At 59.7% G+C, this 20,376-nt stretch carries 13 protein-coding genes, 3 tRNA genes and 3 rRNA genes; 15 read left to right on the top strand and 4 right to left on the bottom strand.

Annotated features, from left to right (window positions below):
• Window positions 1-85: 85 nt before the first annotated feature.
• The 5 genes from RW095_RS12610 (at window position 86) to rrf (ending at window position 5,501) form a co-directional block, all read left to right on the top strand.
• Window positions 86-1,620, top strand: a 16S ribosomal RNA gene (locus tag RW095_RS12610).
• Between the two features lie 76 nt (window positions 1,621-1,696).
• Window positions 1,697-1,773 (top strand) — tRNA-Ile (locus RW095_RS12605).
• Window positions 1,774-1,827: 54 nt separating this feature from the next.
• Window positions 1,828-1,903: transfer RNA gene (locus RW095_RS12600), tRNA-Ala, on the top strand.
• Window positions 1,904-2,283: 380 nt separating this feature from the next.
• Window positions 2,284-5,164, top strand: a 23S ribosomal RNA gene (locus RW095_RS12595).
• Window positions 5,165-5,387: 223 nt separating this feature from the next.
• Window positions 5,388-5,501, top strand: a 5S ribosomal RNA gene (gene rrf, locus RW095_RS12590).
• Together the 16S, 23S and 5S rRNA genes with 2 tRNA genes alongside form the textbook arrangement of a ribosomal RNA operon.
• 241 nt (window positions 5,502-5,742) lie before the next feature.
• On the opposite strand, the gene RW095_RS12585 is transcribed toward rrf, so the two are convergent.
• Together RW095_RS12585 and RW095_RS12580 are read right to left on the bottom strand one after the other, a co-directional pair.
• Window positions 5,743-6,207: a hypothetical protein gene (locus tag RW095_RS12585; protein ID WP_317019835.1), complete on the bottom strand. Its 465-nt coding sequence runs from the start codon at window positions 6,205-6,207 to the stop codon at window positions 5,743-5,745.
• 665 nt (window positions 6,208-6,872) lie between these two features.
• A complete protein-coding gene (locus RW095_RS12580; protein WP_317019834.1) occupies window positions 6,873-7,733 on the bottom strand; it encodes a FadR/GntR family transcriptional regulator in 861 nt (286 codons plus the stop codon).
• Window positions 7,734-7,977: 244 nt separating this feature from the next.
• Between RW095_RS12580 and RW095_RS12575 the strand changes: the two genes are divergently transcribed.
• The 8 genes from RW095_RS12575 to RW095_RS12540 all read left to right on the top strand — a co-directional run bounded on the left by RW095_RS12575 (window position 7,978) and on the right by RW095_RS12540 (window position 15,697).
• Window positions 7,978-9,186, top strand: coding sequence for an ABC transporter substrate-binding protein (locus RW095_RS12575; RefSeq protein WP_317019336.1), 1,209 nt, complete (start codon window positions 7,978-7,980; stop codon window positions 9,184-9,186).
• 141 nt (window positions 9,187-9,327) lie between these two features.
• Window positions 9,328-10,188: a branched-chain amino acid ABC transporter permease gene (locus RW095_RS12570; protein WP_317019335.1), complete on the top strand. Its 861-nt coding sequence runs from the start codon at window positions 9,328-9,330 to the stop codon at window positions 10,186-10,188.
• Window positions 10,185-11,249, top strand: coding sequence for a branched-chain amino acid ABC transporter permease (locus RW095_RS12565; protein WP_317019334.1), 1,065 nt, complete (start codon window positions 10,185-10,187; stop codon window positions 11,247-11,249). The genes RW095_RS12570 and RW095_RS12565 overlap by 4 nt, the downstream gene beginning before the upstream one ends.
• Complete coding sequence (locus RW095_RS12560) at window positions 11,246-12,013, top strand: ABC transporter ATP-binding protein (protein ID WP_317019333.1); 768 nt, start codon at window positions 11,246-11,248, stop codon at window positions 12,011-12,013. Before RW095_RS12565 ends, RW095_RS12560 begins: the two co-directional genes overlap by 4 nt.
• The gene (locus RW095_RS12555; protein ID WP_317019332.1) at window positions 12,010-12,711 is read left to right on the top strand and encodes an ABC transporter ATP-binding protein; all 702 of its coding nucleotides are present in this window, start codon (window positions 12,010-12,012) and stop codon (window positions 12,709-12,711) included. The genes RW095_RS12560 and RW095_RS12555 overlap by 4 nt, the downstream gene beginning before the upstream one ends.
• Window positions 12,712-12,743: 32 nt before the next feature.
• Window positions 12,744-14,042 carry a Zn-dependent hydrolase gene (locus RW095_RS12550; RefSeq protein ID WP_317019331.1) on the top strand — a complete coding sequence of 433 codons (1,299 nt, stop codon included), beginning with the start codon at window positions 12,744-12,746 and terminating at the stop codon, window positions 14,040-14,042.
• Window positions 14,039-15,541, top strand: coding sequence for a M81 family metallopeptidase (locus RW095_RS12545; RefSeq protein WP_317019330.1), 1,503 nt, complete (start codon window positions 14,039-14,041; stop codon window positions 15,539-15,541). The genes RW095_RS12550 and RW095_RS12545 overlap by 4 nt, the downstream gene beginning before the upstream one ends.
• Before the next feature lie 79 nt (window positions 15,542-15,620).
• A tRNA-Val gene (locus tag RW095_RS12540) sits at window positions 15,621-15,697 on the top strand.
• A 93-nt stretch (window positions 15,698-15,790) separates the two neighbouring features.
• Here RW095_RS12540 and RW095_RS12535 read toward each other — a convergent pair.
• Window positions 15,791-16,681 carry an amidohydrolase family protein gene (locus tag RW095_RS12535; RefSeq protein ID WP_317019329.1) on the bottom strand — a complete coding sequence of 297 codons (891 nt, stop codon included), beginning with the start codon at window positions 16,679-16,681 and terminating at the stop codon, window positions 15,791-15,793.
• Window positions 16,682-16,683: 2 nt separating this feature from the next.
• Window positions 16,684-17,997, bottom strand: coding sequence for an MFS transporter (locus tag RW095_RS12530; protein ID WP_317019328.1), 1,314 nt, complete (start codon window positions 17,995-17,997; stop codon window positions 16,684-16,686).
• 162 nt (window positions 17,998-18,159) lie between these two features.
• Here RW095_RS12530 and RW095_RS12525 point away from each other — a divergent pair, with 162 nt between their 5' ends.
• Together RW095_RS12525 and RW095_RS12520 are read left to right on the top strand one after the other, a co-directional pair.
• On the top strand, window positions 18,160-18,903 hold the full coding sequence (locus RW095_RS12525) for a GntR family transcriptional regulator (protein ID WP_317019327.1): 744 nt from the start codon (window positions 18,160-18,162) through the stop codon (window positions 18,901-18,903).
• A 160-nt stretch (window positions 18,904-19,063) separates the two neighbouring features.
• A complete protein-coding gene (locus RW095_RS12520) occupies window positions 19,064-20,368 on the top strand; it encodes an MFS transporter (RefSeq protein WP_317019326.1) in 1,305 nt (434 codons plus the stop codon).
• Window positions 20,369-20,376: the final 8 nt, after the last annotated feature.

Raw genomic sequence — 20,376 nt, 5'->3', positions numbered from 1 at the left:
TGGCCGTTGAAAGATGGTTGAACACTTCGTCAGTACGTTGAGTGAGCGACCGGGTTCGAAAGAGCCCGAAAACAGTAACAGGTTTGAACTGAAGAGTTTGATCCTGGCTCAGATTGAACGCTGGCGGCATGCCTTACACATGCAAGTCGAACGGCAGCACGGGAGCAATCCTGGTGGCGAGTGGCGAACGGGTGAGTAATACATCGGAACGTGTCCTGTAGTGGGGGATAGCCCGGCGAAAGCCGGATTAATACCGCATACGCTCTGCGGAGGAAAGCGGGGGATCCTTCGGGACCTCGCGCTACAGGGGCGGCCGATGGCAGATTAGCTAGTTGGTGGGGTAAAGGCCTACCAAGGCGACGATCTGTAGCTGGTCTGAGAGGACGACCAGCCACACTGGGACTGAGACACGGCCCAGACTCCTACGGGAGGCAGCAGTGGGGAATTTTGGACAATGGGCGCAAGCCTGATCCAGCAATGCCGCGTGTGTGAAGAAGGCCTTCGGGTTGTAAAGCACTTTTGTCCGGAAAGAAAACTTCTGGGTTAATACCCTGGGAGGATGACGGTACCGGAAGAATAAGCACCGGCTAACTACGTGCCAGCAGCCGCGGTAATACGTAGGGTGCAAGCGTTAATCGGAATTACTGGGCGTAAAGCGTGCGCAGGCGGTTCGCTAAGACAGATGTGAAATCCCCGGGCTTAACCTGGGAACTGCATTTGTGACTGGCGGGCTAGAGTATGGCAGAGGGGGGTAGAATTCCACGTGTAGCAGTGAAATGCGTAGAGATGTGGAGGAATACCGATGGCGAAGGCAGCCCCCTGGGCCAATACTGACGCTCATGCACGAAAGCGTGGGGAGCAAACAGGATTAGATACCCTGGTAGTCCACGCCCTAAACGATGTCAACTAGTTGTCGGGTCTTCATTGACTTGGTAACGTAGCTAACGCGTGAAGTTGACCGCCTGGGGAGTACGGTCGCAAGATTAAAACTCAAAGGAATTGACGGGGACCCGCACAAGCGGTGGATGATGTGGATTAATTCGATGCAACGCGAAAAACCTTACCTACCCTTGACATGTATGGAATCCTGCTGAGAGGTGGGAGTGCCCGAAAGGGAGCCATAACACAGGTGCTGCATGGCTGTCGTCAGCTCGTGTCGTGAGATGTTGGGTTAAGTCCCGCAACGAGCGCAACCCTTGTCCCTAGTTGCTACGCAAGAGCACTCCAGGGAGACTGCCGGTGACAAACCGGAGGAAGGTGGGGATGACGTCAAGTCCTCATGGCCCTTATGGGTAGGGCTTCACACGTCATACAATGGTCGGAACAGAGGGTCGCCAACCCGCGAGGGGGAGCCAATCCCAGAAAACCGATCGTAGTCCGGATCGCACTCTGCAACTCGAGTGCGTGAAGCTGGAATCGCTAGTAATCGCGGATCAGCATGCCGCGGTGAATACGTTCCCGGGTCTTGTACACACCGCCCGTCACACCATGGGAGTGGGTTTCACCAGAAGTAGGTAGCCTAACCTGCGAAGGAGGGCGCTTACCACGGTGGGATTCATGACTGGGGTGAAGTCGTAACAAGGTAGCCGTATCGGAAGGTGCGGCTGGATCACCTCCTTTCTCGAGCTAGACGCGTCAAGGTGTTGAGCGCTCACGCTTATCGGCTGTAGTAGTGAAGAAACGCAGACAGACTCAGGGGTCTGTAGCTCAGTCGGTTAGAGCACCGTCTTGATAAGGCGGGGGTCGATGGTTCGAATCCATCCAGACCCACCACTGTCTTGTCTGGTGAGCTGACCGTCTAAAAACCTCTGGGATATCTGTATGACTGGGGGATTAGCTCAGCTGGGAGAGCACCTGCTTTGCAAGCAGGGGGTCGTCGGTTCGATCCCGTCATCCTCCACCAATCCTCAATGCGTAGCGTTCTGTGTGAAAGACCCAGAGCGTTGTGCATTGGCGATTGAGCCAGTCAGAAAGATGCATGGTTATAGCAACCGTGCGATCGGCTGAACGTTCTTTAACAATCAGGAAGAAGTAGTAAAGAGATTCACGAAAGTGTACCTGGAGATGGGTACATGAGTAGGTGAATCAGGGTTGTGATTGTATCAATGTATTTTTTAAGTGATCGAAAGATTGCTTTGGAATACGGCGCAACACGAATACTCAACCTGTAACGGTTGTGCAAGCTGCCCGGCCTTCCCAGTGAAGGTTCCATCCCCTGCGGGGATCGGATGGGAGTAGGCGCTAAAGCGCCAACTCGCATCGGGAGAGACACACCCGTTATAGGGTCAAGCGAACAAGTGCATGTGGTGGATGCCTTGGCGATCACAGGCGATGAAGGACGCGGTAGCCTGCGAAAAGCTTCGGGGAGCTGGCAAACGAGCTTTGATCCGAAGATGTCCGAATGGGGAAACCCACCTCTTTTGAGGTATCCGTAGCTGAATACATAGGCTACGTGAAGCGAACGCGGTGAACTGAAACATCTAAGTAACCGCAGGAAAAGAAATCAACCGAGATTCCCAGAGTAGTGGCGAGCGAAATGGGACCAGCCTGTACTCTTTATTCTTGCTGTTAGTCGAAGGCTCTGGAAAGTGCCGCCATAGCAGGTGATAGCCCTGTAGACGAAAACAGCTGGAAAGAACTAGGTGTACGACAAGTAGGGCGGGACACGTGAAATCCTGTCTGAAGATGGGGGGACCATCCTCCAAGGCTAAATACTCGTGATCGACCGATAGTGAACCAGTACCGTGAGGGAAAGGCGAAAAGAACCCCGGGAGGGGAGTGAAACAGATCCTGAAACCGCATGCATACAAACAGTCGGAGCCTTCGCAAGGGGGTGACGGCGTACCTTTTGTATAATGGGTCAGCGACTTACATTCAGTGGCAAGCTTAACCGATTAGGGCAGGCGTAGCGAAAGCGAGTCCGAACAGGGCGTTCAGTCGCTGGGTGTAGACCCGAAACCAGGTGATCTATCCATGGCCAGGATGAAGGTGCGGTAACACGTACTGGAGGTCCGAACCCACTAACGTTGAAAAGTTAGGGGATGAGCTGTGGATAGGGGTGAAAGGCTAAACAAACCTGGAAATAGCTGGTTCTCTCCGAAAACTATTTAGGTAGTGCCTCGTGTATCACCTTCGGGGGTAGAGCACTGTCATGGTTGTGGGGTCCATTGCGGATTACTACGCCATAGCAAACTCCGAATACCGAAGAGTGCAATCACGGGAGACAGACATCGGGTGCTAACGTCCGGTGTCAAGAGGGAAACAACCCAGACCGCCAGCTAAGGTCCCCAAATATGGCTAAGTGGGAAACGAAGTGGGAAGGCTAAAACAGTCAGGAGGTTGGCTTAGAAGCAGCCATCCTTTAAAGAAAGCGTAATAGCTCACTGATCGAGTCGTCCTGCGCGGAAGATGTAACGGGGCTAAGCCATATACCGAAGCTGCGGATGCACATTTATGTGCATGGTAGGAGAGCGTTCCGTAAGCCTGCGAAGGTGCACTGGAAAGTGTGCTGGAGGTATCGGAAGTGCGAATGCTGACATGAGTAGCGATAAAGGGGGTGAAAGGCCCCCTCGCCGTAAGCCCAAGGTTTCCTACGCAACGTTCATCGGCGTAGGGTGAGTCGGCCCCTAAGGCGAGGCAGAAATGCGTAGCTGATGGGAAGCAGGTTAATATTCCTGCACCATTGTTAAATGCGATGGGGGGACGGATCGCGGAAGGTTGTCCGGGTGTTGGAAGTCCCGGTCCTTGCATTGGAGAAGGCGCTCAGGCAAATCCGGGCGCGGAATTCAAGGGTGCGAGGCCATTCACTTCGGTGAAGAAGCAATCGGAAGTGGTTCCAAGAAAAGCCTCTAAGCTTCAGTTTAACAGGACCGTACCGCAAACCGACACAGGTGGGCGAGATGAGTATTCTAAGGCGCTTGAGAGAACTCGGGAGAAGGAACTCGGCAAATTGGTACCGTAACTTCGGGATAAGGTACGCCCCTGTAGCTTGACGCCCCTGCGGGCGAAGGGTGAAGGGGTTGCAATAAACTGGTGGCTGCGACTGTTTAATAAAAACACAGCACTCTGCAAACACGAAAGTGGACGTATAGGGTGTGACGCCTGCCCGGTGCCGGAAGATTAAATGATGGGGTGCAAGCTCCTGATTGAAGTCCCGGTAAACGGCGGCCGTAACTATAACGGTCCTAAGGTAGCGAAATTCCTTGTCGGGTAAGTTCCGACCTGCACGAATGGCGTAACGATGGCCACACTGTCTCCTCCCGAGACTCAGCGAAGTTGAAGTGTTTGTGATGATGCAATCTCCCCGCGGCTAGACGGAAAGACCCCATGAACCTTTACTGTAGCTTTGCATTGGACTTTGAACCGGTCTGTGTAGGATAGGTGGGAGGCTGTGAAGCGTGAACGCCAGTTTGCGTGGAGCCATCCTTGAAATACCACCCTGATCTGTTTGAGGTTCTAACCTTGGTCCGTAATCCGGATCGGGGACAGTGCATGGTAGGCAGTTTGACTGGGGCGGTCTCCTCCCAAAGTGTAACGGAGGAGTACGAAGGTACGCTAGGTACGGTCGGAAATCGTGCTGATAGTGCAATGGCATAAGCGTGCTTAACTGCGAGACCGACAAGTCGAGCAGGTGCGAAAGCAGGTCATAGTGATCCGGTGGTTCTGTATGGAAGGGCCATCGCTCAACGGATAAAAGGTACTCTGGGGATAACAGGCTGATACCGCCCAAGAGTTCATATCGACGGCGGTGTTTGGCACCTCGATGTCGGCTCATCTCATCCTGGGGCTGTAGCCGGTCCCAAGGGTATGGCTGTTCGCCATTTAAAGAGGTACGTGAGCTGGGTTTAAAACGTCGTGAGACAGTTTGGTCCCTATCTGCCGTGGGCGCTGGATATTTGAAGGGGGCTGCTCCTAGTACGAGAGGACCGGAGTGGACGAACCTCTGGTGTACCGGTTGTCACGCCAGTGGCATCGCCGGGTAGCTATGTTCGGAAGAGATAACCGCTGAAAGCATCTAAGCGGGAAACTCGCCTTAAGATGAGATATCCCCGGGGCTTCGAGCCCCTTGAAGGGTCGTTCAAGACCAGGACGTTGATAGGTCAGGTGTGTAAGCGCAGTAATGTGCTCAGCTAACTGATACTAATTGCCCGTAAGGCTTGATCCTATAACAGGTGTGTCTCGACCCACGTTAGCGCCTTGAGCGCTTACGCGGGTCCGATCCCCGAAGGGGATGCGCTGAACCTCCCCAGGAGGTCGCAGCACACACGGTTGGGATTCAGTGTTGTGCCTGAAACAACACAACCCGCCTCACCTGATGTTGACTCATCAGAACTACTTCTTCCCCGATTGGCTGTACTGCCCCACCGGCAGTACGGCAACCCGTCATGCCTGATGACCATAGCGAGTCGGTACCACCCCTTCCCATCCCGAACAGGACCGTGAAACGACTCCACGCCGATGATAGTGCGGATTGCCCGTGTGAAAGTAGGTAATCGTCAGGCTCCCCAGCAGCATCAGAAACCCCACCCCTAAAAGGGTGGGGTTTCTGCGTTTACGCGCGTTCACGCGGCCCGGACACTAGCGCCCGGACGGCCCAATCTCCTTGCCGCCGCAGTGCAGAACTGCAACGGCGTTTCCGGCGCTAGATCACTACGTCGTGAATTTCCGCAGCCGGGTCTGGAATGCCGCGTGGCAGCGTACCCACAGCGGTATCCGTTTGAATCGAGCAACCAAAGGTGACAATTAAGCCCTCTTGCGCGTCGCAAATTGATACGGCAGCCCCGCGGTAAAACGGTCCAGCCGTTCGCTGACCTCGGTGACTGCCCAAAGCGGAGCGCGGTGCAATTGCTGATCGTAGTTGGTGGCGATCTGCGCAAACAGCGTGAATCCGCTTTCATCCAGTGACCATCGTCCGGTATCTCGTCCGGTGTCGAATACCTTGGCTATCTCGCGCTCGGCCGCGCCGAGTTGCTCGCCAGTCGCTGAACCAAAACCCGATTCGGCCAGAAAACCCGTCAGCAGCATCACTTGCGTCAGCGTCTGAGCATCACCTATCCCGCCGTCGCCTCGGCGCAACACGTCTAGCGCCAGATGCGCGCGCAACGCGAGATCGTCGGCGGTTTGCCGTGCCATGGGCAGTAGCATCGCCTTGGCATGCCGGGCGCGTGCCGCGCCGGCGTTTCGGGAAAACGGAATAGGTTGTGCCATGAAGATCCAATGATTGTGCTGTGCAGATGCAATAACGGCGCGCGCGTTAAAAGGTTGAGCCCTCTCGCCGTTAGCCGTCGACTCCTCCAGACGACACCGCCGCCAGCCCAAAGACAAATGCGTGTCGAGAAGCCGAAGGTGGAATCAACGTTCCTGACGCGACCAATCGCTGTTGCGGCCGCTAGCCGGCAACGCACCCTCTGCGGGCCGACGTCCTCGACTAACCGCGTCGTTCACATTGGCGTCACCGCCGCTGGCGCCTACCAATCCCATTAGCGGCGTCCACGACAGGACGCGACCAAGCGCGTCGTCAAGCTCGTTGCCAGCGCTCGCCACTGAGCGAAGCCGCGTTAACCGCCACTCGTCGCGAACCTGTATCACGGGTGTCGACTCCGCCTTGCATGCGAACCGCTCATCCCTTCGTCGACATAACGCCACGCACCCCCAGGCACCCACGCACCCCCAGGCACCCACGCAACCACGCAACCACGCAACCACGCAACCCACGCAACCCACGCAACCCACGCACCCCACGCACCCCACGCAATCCAGGCAATCCAGGCAATCCAGGTAACCACGCAACCCAGGTAACCACGCAACCCAAGCAACTAACCAGTCAGCCGACGCAACCGAGGCAGCCAGGCCACCCCCCACGCCACCCCCCATCAACCCCCGCCACCAACCCCATCAGGCTCGACATCCACCGGACCAACACTTCGCGCCCGCACCCGCCGACGGATCTCCGAATCGAGAATAAGCCGCCCGCGCAGCTTCCCCTTCATCCGTTTCACATAACGCGGCGCCTCGGTCATATGGACCGTCATCAGCTCGCGCACCTTGTCGACATCACGCTCACGCGCCGCTTTTGTGATCGCCTTATGGATCTTGACGTTGGCCTGTCCGAACCGCTCGTGCTCGGCCTGCGGCGTATCGTTACGAAACTCGATGAGCTGCCGGATCATCTCGTTGATCAACTCGCAACTGAAACGAAGGAACGGATTCGGGTTAGCCGCCGCCAGAATGTCGTGGAAGTTCACGTCCTCCTGGCGCTGCCGGACGATGTCCTGGCCGCCGTGCGCCGAAGCCGGCCGATCGCAGCAAGCAATGCTCGCCTCCAGCGCTTCGAAATCCTGCTCTGTCAGGTGCGGGACCGCGCCTGCCGCCAATTCCGGCTCGAGCAATTTGCGCACGGTGTAAATGTCGTCGATCGAAACGTCCTTGAAGAACAGATAGTTCTGCAAAAGCTGCAATGTCCGATCGAGCGGCACCTCCACCACCATGCCGCCGCCGCCAGGCCCGGTCGTCACCTTGATGAGCCCTTGCACCTCGAGCGACTTCAGCGCCTCGCGGATCGTGCTCTTGCTCACCGAGAAAAGCTGCTGCAACTCGACCTCGCGTGGCAAGCGACCGCCCGGCTTCAGGTCCTTTTCCGTGATCAGCCGCTTGATTTCTTCCGCGACCAGGTCGCCGCGCTTTTGTTGCTTGATCTCGATCGCGGCGCCAGCCTTGGTTCGATCCATGGCCATCTTCAATGCTCCCATTTGTGTACTGCACCATCGGCGTTCCGCCGGCGCCCAGCGCGGCGCGAGGAAAGCCGCCTCGCTGCCACCCAGGAATTTTGCCTTATTGACACTGGAATTTATTGTACCTACGATCAGATCCAACCTATTTATCATGATAAATAGAACAAAGTCGACGTGGTGAAAACTTCACCGTGGCCAGCAAGCTTTCGCAGTCGTTCAGTGCGTGTCTCTTCCAAGGAGCGTCATTTTGAATCGCCGAAATATGTTGAAGCTGGCCGCGTTGTCGGCCGTTCCGGGCACGTTGGGGTCGCTCGCCGCGCGCAGCGCCTTCGCACAGGCAGGCAGCGTGCAATTCGCTTGTCCGGTGCCGATGTCGGGCGCGTTCGCCGCCAACGGGAAGTATGCAGACCTCGGTATGAAGCTCGCCATCGAACAATATGGCAAGGTGCTCGGCGAACCACTCGCCTATTCGGTGCTCGATACGGAAGGCAAGCCGGCAACAGCAGTGCGCCGCGTTCAGGAAATCGCGCAACAGAAGAACGCACGGTTCTTTGCAGGCGGTATTTTGTCCTCCGAATCATTGGCGATGGGCAAGGAAGTCCAGAAAGCCGGGGGCATCTTCATCACCACGGCCGGTGCGGACGAAATCACAGGGAAAGACTGCAACGATGCGACCTTCCGCTGGTCCGTACCCACGTATGGCGCAATCGAACAGACGGTGCGTCCGCTGATCCAGATGATGCCGAAGGCCAAACGCTGGTACACGATCACGCCGCAATACGTGTTCGGCGACGGCCTGTTGTCCGCCGCGAAAGCCGTCTTCAAGGAGAAGGGCATCGAGCACGTGGGCAACAGTTACCACTCGCTGAACGAAAAAGAGTTCAGCGGTTATCTGACGAACGCAGTCGCCGCCAAGCCAGACGTGTTGCTGATCCTCAACTTCGGTTCGCAATCTTCCGACACGCTGCGCCAGGCGGTGAGCTTCGGCATGAAGAACAACTGCACGATTCTGCTCGCATGGGCTTCCGGTCTCGAGCAGTTCGAATCGCTCGGTGCGGACTTGTGCGACGGCGTGTATTTCGGTGCGCAGTATTGGCACGCAATCGACTCGCCGCTCAACCGCGATCTCGTCAAACGCACGCAGGCGGCCTTCAAGACGAATCCGAACTACAGCCTGGCGGGCTCGTACATCTGCACGAAGATTCTGCTGGACGGCATCGTGAAGGCCGGCAACGTCGACCCGAAGAAAGTGGTCGCCGCGCTCGAGGGCATGAAATACGATGGTTTGACAGGGCCTGAAGATGTTCGCAAGGGCGATCATCAGGTACTGAAGAACTATTATCTGTTGAAGGGCAAGGCGAAGAACAAGATGAAAAACGCCGACGACTACGCGGATATCGTTAGTTCGGGACAATCGTTCCTGCCGCTCGAGAAGACCGGTTGCAAGCTGGCTTGATTCGCTGGCGCGTCGCGGTGCCGCGCGCACCGCAGCACGTACACATGCGAACGCAAGAACGCATGGGAACGCAAGAACGCATGCGTACGCACGAACGCACGCACACGCAGTGAAGTTTCGCCAATTCCTCACACGGACGCCATGAACGTTTATCTCCTGCAGATCGTCAACGGCATCGGGGTCGGGATGCTGTATTTCCTGCTCGCGGTCGGCTTGTCGATCGTGTTCGGCCTCTTGCGCTTCGTGAACTTCGCGCACGGCGCCTTCTATCTGCTCGGCGCCTACTTCTGCTATCAGGCGATGCAGTGGTCGATGAGCTTCTGGACGGCGCTGATCGTAGTGCCGATTGCGGTCGGCGCGTTGGCATGGGTCGTCGAAAAGCTGATCTTGCGGCACGTCTACGCGCAGCAGCACGAGTTCCATATTCTCGTGACGGTAGGCCTCGCGCTCGTCGTGCAGGAATGCGCGATCCTCGTGTGGGGGCCGCTCGGTGACAACGTGGCCGTTCCTGACATGCTGAACGGCGTGGTGATGTGGGGCAGCTTTGTTTATCCCAAGTACCGCCTGTTCGTGATCGGCTTCACTGCGGTGCTCGCGGCGTTGCTCTGGTGGGTGCTCGAGGGCACGCGTCTTGGCAGCGCGGTGCGCGCCGGCAGCGAATCGACGGAGATGGTCTCACTGCTTGGCATCAACGTGTTGCGCGTGTTCAGCCTCGTGTTCGCGCTCGGGGCCGCAACCGCCGCGCTCGCCGGCGTGCTCGCCGCGCCGATTCGCGGCGTCGACCCTTTCATGGGCATAGAGGCGCTCGGTGTCGCGTTCGTCGTCGTGGTGGTGGGCGGCATGGGCAATTTTCTCGGCGCGCTGGTCGGCGGCCTGTTGGTGGGTATCGTGCAAAGCGTCATGAGCACGCTGTGGCCCGAGGGCGCGCGCTTGATGATCTACGTCGCGATGGCGGCCGTTCTTCTGCTGCGGCCCAATGGCCTACTCGGGAGAGCCGCGTGATCGATACTTCTAAATCCGCTGCCACGAAAGCGGCTCCGCGCGCATCGCAGCCCGCTTTGCGACGCGCGCTGCATCGCTATCGGTTCCTGTTGCTCGCGCTGCTCGTCGTGTGCATCTTGCCGCTGACGTTGCGCTCCGGCTCGCTCGCAACAGAAGTGCTCGTGTTCGCGCTCGCTGCATTGGGCTGCAATCTTCTGCTCGGTCACACGGGACTGCTGTCGTTCGGGCAGGGCATCTTCTTCGGACTCGGCAGCTATAGCGCTGGACTCGTGCTGACCAAGGCCGCTTTGCCGGTGCCTGTCGCGCTGCTTGCGGCAATCGCGATCGGTGCGATAGCGGCCGCAATTGTCGGATGGTTTTCGATCAGGCAGCGCGGCACGTACTTCGTAATGCTGACGCTCGCATTCGGACAACTGTTCTACTTCCTCGCCTACACCACGCCAGACGTGACCGGCGGCGACAACGGACTGCTCGACATTCCGCGGCCGGCGCTCGGGTTGCTCGGCAAAGAGCTGATTCCGCTCGCTTCCCCGTGGCAGTACTACGGATTCGTCGCGGTACTTTTCCTCGTCGTGTTCTGGCTGCTGATGCGCGTCTCGCACTCCGTATTCGGCCGCACGCTGCTCGCAATCCGCGACAACGAAGCACGTGCCGCCGCCGTCGGCTACGACGTCAAGCGTTTCAAGCTGATGGCGTTCGTGGTCTCCGGTGCGGTGACCGGACTCGCGGGCGCATTGCATGCGTTGATGACCGGTATCGCGCCACTTTCCAACATCGACTACCACACGAGCGAGATGATCCTCGTGATGACCGTGATCGGCGGCACCGGCAACCTCTTCGCGTCCGTGTTGGGCGCCGCTTTTTATGTGCTGTTCGCCGACTGGCTTTCAACATTGTGGCCGCGCTGGCTGCTGTTGCTCGGCATCGTGCTGATGGCGGTGAGCCTCTATATGCAGCGCGGTCTATGGGGAGTCGGCGAGCGCATCTGGCAAGCACTGCGCCGCAATCAGGAAGCCGATGCAGACACAGCAGCCGACGACACCGCAAAGGAGCGCGTATGACCGAGGCGATTCTGAACGCAAGCGGCGTAGTGAAACGCTACGGCAAATTCACGGCGCTCTCCGACGTCAACCTGCGCATCATGCCGCGCACCGTGCACTCGGTAATCGGTCCGAATGGCGCGGGCAAGACCACGCTCTTCCATGTGCTCACCGGCACTCTGCCGATCACCGCGGGAACGATTGTGTTCGACGGACACGACGTAACGCGCGAGCCCGATCACAAGCGTGTGCGTCGCGGCGTCGCGAGATCGTTCCAGGTGACGAGTCTGTTCGCCAATCTGAGCGTGCAGGAAAACTTGCGGCTGGCGGCGCAAGGTGTCGATTCTGTGCGTGCGCTCAATGCATGGTCGCCGCCGCGCGGCGCACTGGCCCACACCGATACCGTCGACGGCGTGCTCGAACGCCTCGCGTTGCAGCGCTTCAGCAAAGTTCCAGCCGGCGCTCTGTCGCATGGTCAGCAACGGCGGCTCGAACTCGGCATGGCACTCGCGGCACGTCCCAAGGCGATCTTTCTCGACGAGCCGACGTCGGGCATGGGTATCGACGATCTCGACGATATGAAGCAACTGATTCGCGGCTTACGCGAGGACTACACCGTCGTCCTGATCGAGCACAACATGGGCATCGTGATGGACATCTCGGACACCATCACCGTCATGCAACAAGGGCGCGTGCTGGTGGAAGGGCGGCCCGACGAAATTCGCGGCGACGAGCGCGTGCGCAGCGCCTATCTCGGCAACATGATCACTGGAGGCCGCGCATGATTCTCGACGTGCAGCAGATTCACGGCTTCTACGGCAAGAGTCACATCCTGCAAGGCGTTTCGTTGCAGATCGCGGAAGGTGAGACGGTCACGCTGCTCGGTCGCAACGGCGCAGGCAAATCCACTACGCTCAAGGCGATCGCGGGCGTGGTCGCGCCGAAGAACGGCAGCGTGACGTTCAACGGTGCGACCATAAGCGGCCTGCAGCCGCATAAGATCGCCTCGCGCGGCGTGTGCTTCGTGCCCGAACACCGCGGCATTTTTCGGTTGCTCACCGTGGAAGAAAACTTGCGGCTCGGCGCGCGCAAAGACTCGCCCTGGCAACTCGACGACATCTACCGTATTTTTCCGCGGCTGAAAGAGCGGCGCACGAACGGCGGAGGACAGCTGTCCGGCGGCGAACAGCAGATGCTCGCGATTGGCCGTGCGCTGATGAATCATCCGCGTCTTCTGATGCTCGATGAACCGGTGGAAGGTCTCGCCCCGGTGATCGTCGAAGAAATCGTCGCGCAGCTCAAACTCATTCGCGAGGCGGGTGTGGCGATCCTGCTCGTCGAGCAGAATCTCGAAGTCTGCACGCAACTCGCGGACCGTCACTACATCATCGAACAGGGCGTGATCGTTTATTCGGGCGACAACGCGTCGTTCGCCGCCGACGACTCGATCAAGGACCGCTATCTGGGCGTCGGCGTTGTCTGAGTCCGCGCCGACTTCACTATGAGGAAGCACTGATGCAAGTTCATGAATCTCAGCCCACCGAAACAGTTAGTAGTCTGCGTGTCGACGGCGAACGGCTTTGGAACAGTCTCATGCAGCTCGCGAAGATTGGCGCGACCGAGAAGGGCGGCGTCTGTCGGCTAGCGCTAACCGAACTGGATCGCATCGCGCGCGATCTAGTCGTTAGTTGGGCGAAAGAAATTGGCTGCACAGTTCGCGTCGACGCAATCGGCAACATCTTTGCGCGCCGCGCCGGTTTGCGCGACGACCTGCCGCCCGTGATGACCGGCAGCCACATCGACACGCAGCCGACCGGCGGCAAGTTCGACGGCAACTACGGCGTGCTCGCCGGCATAGAGGTGCTGCGCACGCTGGCCGATGCGAACGTTACAACGCTGGCGCCGCTCGAAGTCGCGGTCTGGACCAACGAGGAAGGCTCGCGCTTCGTTCCCGTGATGATGGGCTCAGGTGTGTTTGCAGGCGCTTTCACACTCGAACATGCGCTTGCGCAGCGGGACCGGGAAGGCGTCTCCGTGCGAGACGCGCTGAGCGCAATCGGCTACGTTGGCGAAAACACGAAACCGCATACCGTTGGCGCGTATTTCGAAGCCCATATCGAGCAGGGTCCGGTGCTGGAAGCAAACGATAAAACCATCGGCATCGTGCAAGGCGCACTCGGTCAACGCTGGTACGACGTGACCGTGCACGGCATGGAAGGGCACGCCGGACCGACGCCGATGGAATTGCGCCGCGATGCGCTGCTCGTTGCCGCCGATCTCATTCACGCCGTGAACCGTATCGCGCTCGACCATGCGCCGCATGGGCGCGGCACAGTGGGCTGGGTCGACGTGCATCCGAACTCGCGCAACGTGATTCCGGGCCGCGTCAAATTGACGGTCGACCTGCGCGCCGCCGACGACACCACGCTGACCGCAATGGATAGCGCGCTGCGCGAAGCCTGCGCGGTTGCGGGCGAGAAAACGGGCATCGCGGTTGATATAGAGCCGGTCGTGTACTTCGCGCCGCAACCGTTCGCGGCGGAACTGGTGGCCGCCGTCAAACAAGGCGCGGACATGCTGGGCCTTTCGTCGATGGACGTGATCAGCGGTGCCGGCCACGACGCCGTGTACCTCGCGCGCGTGGCGCATGCCGCAATGATCTTCGTACCCTGCAAGGACGGCATCAGCCACAACGAAATCGAGGACGCGCGCGCGGATCATCTGGAAGCCGGCTGCAACGTGCTGTTGCATGCGATGTTGAGAGCGGCGCAAACTGTGCAGACAGCGCCCATGTCGGAGGGTTCGAGCGTATGAAAATCCTCATTGCGCGGATGAATCACGAGACCAACACGTTCTCGCCGGTGCCTACCCCGTTGTCCGCTTTCGGCCAGAACGGTGCGAACGCCGGCCCGAGTTTCAACGACGACGCGTTCAACGACAACAATGGCATGCAGACCGCGATGGCCGCGTTCATCGACGCCGCTGCGCGCGAAGGCGCGCAGATCGTTACGCCGGTGTCGGCGGCGGCCAATCCGAGCGGGCCGGTCGAAGCGGCCGCATATAACGCAATCTGCGACGCAATTCTTGCAGCCGCGAGCGGATGCGATGCCGTGATGCTGGATCTGCACGGCGCAATGGTCGCGGAGAATTCGAACGACGGCGAAGGCGATCTCCTCGAACGCGTGCGCGCCGCGTTGCCCAATGCCCCGATTGCCGTCGCGCTCGATTTACACGGCAACGTCACGCAGAAAATGATCGACAACGCGGACGTGATCGTCAGCTTCAAGACTTATCCGCACGTCGATATGTATGAAACCGGTGCGCACGCCGCGCGTCTGCTGTTTGCTCTCATACATGGCGAGGCGAGGCCGGTCATCGCCTGGCGTCAGCCGCCACTGCTCACGCACACGCTGCGCAGCGCGACCGCTGAAGGCGCGATGAAGCGTGCCGTCGACGCCGCGCGCGCGGCCGAGGCCGACGGCATGCTCGCGGTCTCGGTGTTGTCCGGTTTTTCGCTCGCGGATATCGCTGCGCCGTGTATCAGCGTCGTGGTAGTCGGCAATGGCGAGCGCGCGCAAGCGGAAGCGGTGGCCGAGCGTATTGCGCAGCAAATCTGGAATGAGCGCGAAGAGTTCGTCTATCGCAGCGCGCCGCTCGCGGAATCGGTTGCGCAAGCCGCCGCTCTCGCAAAAGACGCCGACAAGCCGGTGCTGCTGCTGGATCATGGCGACAACTGCATGTCGGGCGGCACGTGCGACACAATGGATCTGCTCGAAGAGGCGCTCCGGCAGAATCTGGAAGGCATCGTCACTGGGCCTTTGTGCGATCCGCAAGCGGTGGCCGCATTGATGGCCGCGGGTGTCGGCAGCTCGGTGACCGTCACGATCGGCAACAAGGTTGCAAGCAGTGCGGTGACGCCGCGCGCGCCCGTTGCGATGACCGGTGTGGTGCGAGCCTTGACCGACGGCGAGTATGTGATCAGCGGGCCGACTTACACCGGGCAGCGGGCTCACATGGGACGCGCCGCGGTTCTCGATACCGGCACGGTGAAACTGGTCGTGACCGAGCACACGCATGAGCCGTGGGACCTCGGCGTGTTCGAAAGCGTGGGTATCGACCCGCGTCGCGCGCGCTTCCTTCTGCTCAAATCGCGCATGTATTGCCGTCCGGTTTTCGTGCCGATCTCCGCCGGGCTCGTGGAGTGCGATAGCCGCGGCGTGACGAGTTCCGACTATGGCCTGTTCGCTTTCCGGAATGTCAGGCGCCCAGTCTTCCCACTCGATGCATACGCCGAATGGAAGGCGTCGCAATGAGTGGCGCGAGCGTCGACAACACGAATGCCGTCTGGCTCTTGTGCAGTTTCGAGAGACTCTCTATAATTCGCGCCTCTACAGGCTCGTAGCTCAGTTGGTTAGAGCACCACCTTGACATGGTGGGGGTCGTTGGTTCGAATCCAATCGAGCCTACCAACGCATCAGTGAGGTGGACGAAAGCGGTTCCGCTTTCGTCCACTGTCCTGTCAAAACAGTCGCTTCAATTCCTCGCTTTTCTTCTCCACGCATTCAGTACGTCGCGCGTTGCATGGCAGCCGTCGTTGCGGACGCATTCACGACAGGCTCAACGTCGAATCCATAGAACGAACGAGCAGTGGTGCGCAAAATCGCGCCGAGAGCGGTCGAATCGAGACCGGCGTCGAGCAGCGCCGACAAGGCGTCACCATAACTCGTCACCGATTCGTATTGCGTGTGCGGCCAGTCGCTGCCCCACATCAAACGGTCCGGACCGAACTGCTCGATCAATTGCTGCGTAGCATCCGCCACGAACGGCGAGCCCGTCGCGGCACAGCGATATGCGCCCGACACCTTCACCCACACGCGCCCCGTCTTGCCAAAGCCGAGCAGCGCTTTGAAACCCGGGTCCTGTGTGCCCAAGGCCGGATCCGGCCGGCCGAAATGATCGACGACGACTCGCACGCCGCGCTTCAGAAGCTGGTCGATCAGCGGCTCCAGATCGACTGCGTTTCTGTGCAACTCGACATGCCAATCCAGTCGCGCAATGTTGTCCAGCAGCGACGTCCACGGTTGTGCGCGCAAATCCGGCAGCGTCTGCTCCATAAGGTTGAGGCGAATTCCCGTCACGCCGCGCCTGTGCAGGTCGGCCAGGTCATTCGCGCTTATGTCCGGTGCAACGACAGCAACGCCGCGCAAACGCTCGGTGTCCGCGGACAACGCTTGCAACAGATAGCGATTGTCGGTGCCGAGAAAGCTCGGCTGCACGAGCACCGCATGCGTTATTCCATGCGCGTTCAGTAGCGGCAGATAGTCGTCGAGCGTTGCGTCGTAGGCGGGCGCGTAGCGGCGCTCGCCGGTCAGCGGCAAGCCTTGCTCGAAAACGTGCGCGTGGGTGTCGACGCCACCCTTTGCAAACGTGGGTGAGGATGCATATGCGTTCATATTCAACTACGCGGAGAGTTCAGGTTGAGGCGCGCTGCGTCGGCAGCGTCGGTGGCATTCGCGGCCTGCTCCGGCGCGACATCACGCAGACGCTTGCCGCGCGTTTCCGGAAGCAGCAATACAGCGATCATCGCAAGCCCATAGGCAACGGCTGCGTCGATGCCGATGGCCGCGCCGAGCGACATTGAATGGCTCATGTAGCCGACCAGAACCGGAAAGCCTGCGGATGCAATGCGCCCGAAGTTGTAGCAGAAGCCGACGCCGGTGCCACGCATGTCGGCGGGGTACAGTTCGTTGAAGAGCGGGCCAAGGCTCGCCGGAATGCCGGCGGCGAAGAGTCCGAGCGGGAAGCCGAGCACGAGCATCTGCATATTCGTCAACGGCAGCATGACGTATGCGAGCACGGTGACGATGCAGCAGAAAGCGAACAACGCGATGTTACGACGCCGGCCGATCCGATCGAGCAGATACGCGCTCAGCATGCAACCGCACCAGAACGCGACGATCACGACGGCAAGGTAACCACCGGTATTCAACACCGACAGATGCCGTTCCTTCGCGAGAAACGTGGGCAGCCACGTCATGATCGCGTAGTAACCGCCGTGAGCGCCGGTGCCGAGCACCGCACCGACGATCGTGGTTCGCAGCACGCGAGGCTGAAACACTTGCAGGATCTGACCGAACGCTGAGACCTTGGGACCGACGCTCGCGCCGACGGGCTCGATGCGCACCGGCTCTTTCAGATTGCGCCGCACGAACAGCACGAGGCCGGCGGGCAGCAGGCCGACTGCGAACATCACGCGCCAGGCGGTGTCGGCGGGCAGCCATGAGAATACCGCTGCGTAGACCAGCACCGCGGCACCCCAACCCACGGCCCACGCGCTTTGCACCGCGCCCATTGCCTTGCCGCGATGTTCGGTGCGGATCGTCTCCGCCATCAGGACAGCACCGGCAGCCCACTCGCCGCCGAATCCAAAGCCTTGCAGCGCTTTAAGCACCAACAGTTGCGGGAAATTCTGCGCGAATGCGCACAGGAAGGTGAAGCCGGCGAACCAGAGAATCGTCATCTGCAAGGTGCGCACGCGGCCGAAGCGGTCCGACAGCGCGCCAGCAATCCAGCCGCCTAGCGCCGACGAGACCAGGGTGACACCGCTGATCGCGCCCGCCTGCGTGTGGTCGATGCCATACGCCGCGATGATCGCCGGAATGGCGAGCGTGAACATCTGCACGTCGAGCGCGTCCAGACCCCATCCCGCGAAACAACCCCAGAAGGTATTGCGCTCGACAGGCGTACCCTCCCTGTACCACTTGAACATAGCCATCTCCGTCCGTTCGTCCTGATGTTTCTCGATTCATATATATGACTGTATGAATCTTGCGCGCAATCGGACGCCCGGTCATTGGGTAATAACCCTTGCTCGCTTTCGATCGATCCAATGCGGTACAGTAGTTACTCCTCTGCATAACTGTATGAATCCATGAATACGGCGTCTTTCGTGTCCAGGCCGGACGACCGGCTGCCCCGTTATCAGCAATTGCGCGATGATCTGGTGAGCCGCATTGCCGCCGGCGAATGGGCGCCCGAAGAGGCCATCGCCACCGAGGCCGAACTGGGCCAGTTTTACAACGTTTCGACCGGCACCGTGCGCAAGGCGATCGACCTGCTGGTCAGCGACGGCGTGCTCACTCGCACTCAAGGCAAAGGCACGTTCGTGCGGCGGCCGCGCTTCGACTCGTCGCTGTTCCGCTTTTTCCGCTTTGTCTCGCGCGACGGCCAGCCGGTGCGCCCCACCGCGCGCGTCCTGAAGCGCGAGGTGGTGAAGCCCGATGAAGAGATTCGCAACGCGCTGGGGATGAAGGCGTCGGAGAAGGCCATTCATCTGTCGCGTGTGCGAATGATCGAAGGGCGGGCGGTGCTGTCGGAGGAAATATGGCTGCCGCGCGCGCGTTTCGAAGCGCTTGCCACGTTGCCGCTCGACAAGTTCGAAGACCTGCTGTACCCGCTCTACGAACGGCTCTGCAAGCAGATGGTGGCCTCGGCCACTGAAATTCTCCGCGTAGAACAGGCTACCGCCGAAACGGCTTCACTGCTCGGCATCAAAACCGGCAGCCCGGTGATTCTCGTTCACCGCGTCGCCTCCGACTTCGCCGGCACGCCATTTGAATGGCGTAGCACGCGCGGTGCGGCCGATACATTCCAGTACCAGGTCGAAATCCGCTAGACCTGCGTTAGCTCGCCTTCTTCAGACGAACTCGGCTCCGACTCAGCGCGGCTCTGCCTGCCATGCGGGTATCACCCCATGGCGCTCATCTGCGATTCATACAATCATATATATGACTGTATCAATTTTATTGCCGAGCAGTCGGGCAAGCGGAGAAACCATGTCAACACAACTAGCATTCGAGCAGCAGGTCATGAAAAAGATGGCGTGGCGGTTAATGCCGCTGCTCATCGTCATGTTCCTGATTTCGTTCATCGACCGCCAGAACGTCGGCTTCGCCAAGTTGGAGATGGTGCACGACCTCGGCATGACCGAAGCGTCGTATGGATTGGGCGCGTCGCTGTTTTTCATCGGCTATCTGCTGTTCGAGGTGCCGAGCACGCTCGCGCTGCATCGTTTCGGCGCGCGTGCGTGGCTCGCCCGCATCATGATGACGTGGGGCATCGTGACGGTTCTGATGGCGTTTGCCCGTTCGCTGCCGGTGTTCTATTCGTTCCGCTTTGCATTGGGCGTCGCTGAAGCCGGGTTCTATCCGGGCGTGATCTATTACCTCACGCAGTGGTTTCCGCAGAGCTATCGCACAAAGGTGCTGGGCTTCTTCACGCTCGGCAGTTCGCTGGCCAATATGCTCGGCTCACTGATCGGCGGCCTGTTGCTCACGCTGGGCGGCACATGGGGATTTGCCGGCTGGCAGTGGGTGTTTATCGCGACCGGTCTGCCGGCCGTGGTGATCGCATTCGTGGCGCTGAAGTACCTGCCGAATTCGGTAAGCGAAGCACCGTTCCTCTCGCAACAGGAAAAGGACGTGGTACTCGCCGCGCTCAAGCGCGAGGCATCGGACAATGCCAAGGCGACGCATCCGTGGGCCGCGCTGCTCGACCCGAAGGTGCTGATGTTCGCGCTGACCTATATGCTGATGTCCACGTCGCTCTACGGCGTGACCTACTGGATGCCGACGCTGTTGAAGAGCGACGGCGTGTCGTCGTCGCTCAATGGCGTGCTCAACATGATTCCGTGGGCACTCGCCACGCTGCTTCTGTTGTGGCTTCCCGGCAAGCTCAAGCGTGAGCGCGTGGTCTTGAGGGCGATGAGCATCGTTGCAGGCGTTGGCGTGGTGGGCTTCGCGTCCAGCCTCGTGCTGCCCACAGCAACGCTGCGCTTTGCGGCGCTATGCCTGGGCGGGGCATGCATTCCGTTACTGTATCCGTGCTTCTGGTCGCTGCCGCCGCGGTTTTTCTCGGGCGCACGCGCCGCGGCGAGCGTCGCGGCGATCAATGCAATCGGCAATCTCGGCGGCTTCGCGGGGCAGAATCTGATGCCTTATGTCGGCAAAGCGGCGCATAGCCAGATTGCGCCGATGCTGGTGCCTACTGCATGTCTTCTGACGTTGGGAGTTGGCACGGGCATCGCGGCTTTGGTCGGCGCCCGCCGTCGCACGACACTCGAAGCAGCAACGGCACGTTAGCGCTACTA

Source organism: Paraburkholderia kirstenboschensis (assembly GCF_032806925.1).
In the GTDB taxonomy this organism is placed as follows: domain Bacteria; phylum Pseudomonadota; class Gammaproteobacteria; order Burkholderiales; family Burkholderiaceae; genus Paraburkholderia; species Paraburkholderia kirstenboschensis.
This window is presented reverse-complemented; position numbering and strand designations above follow the sequence as displayed.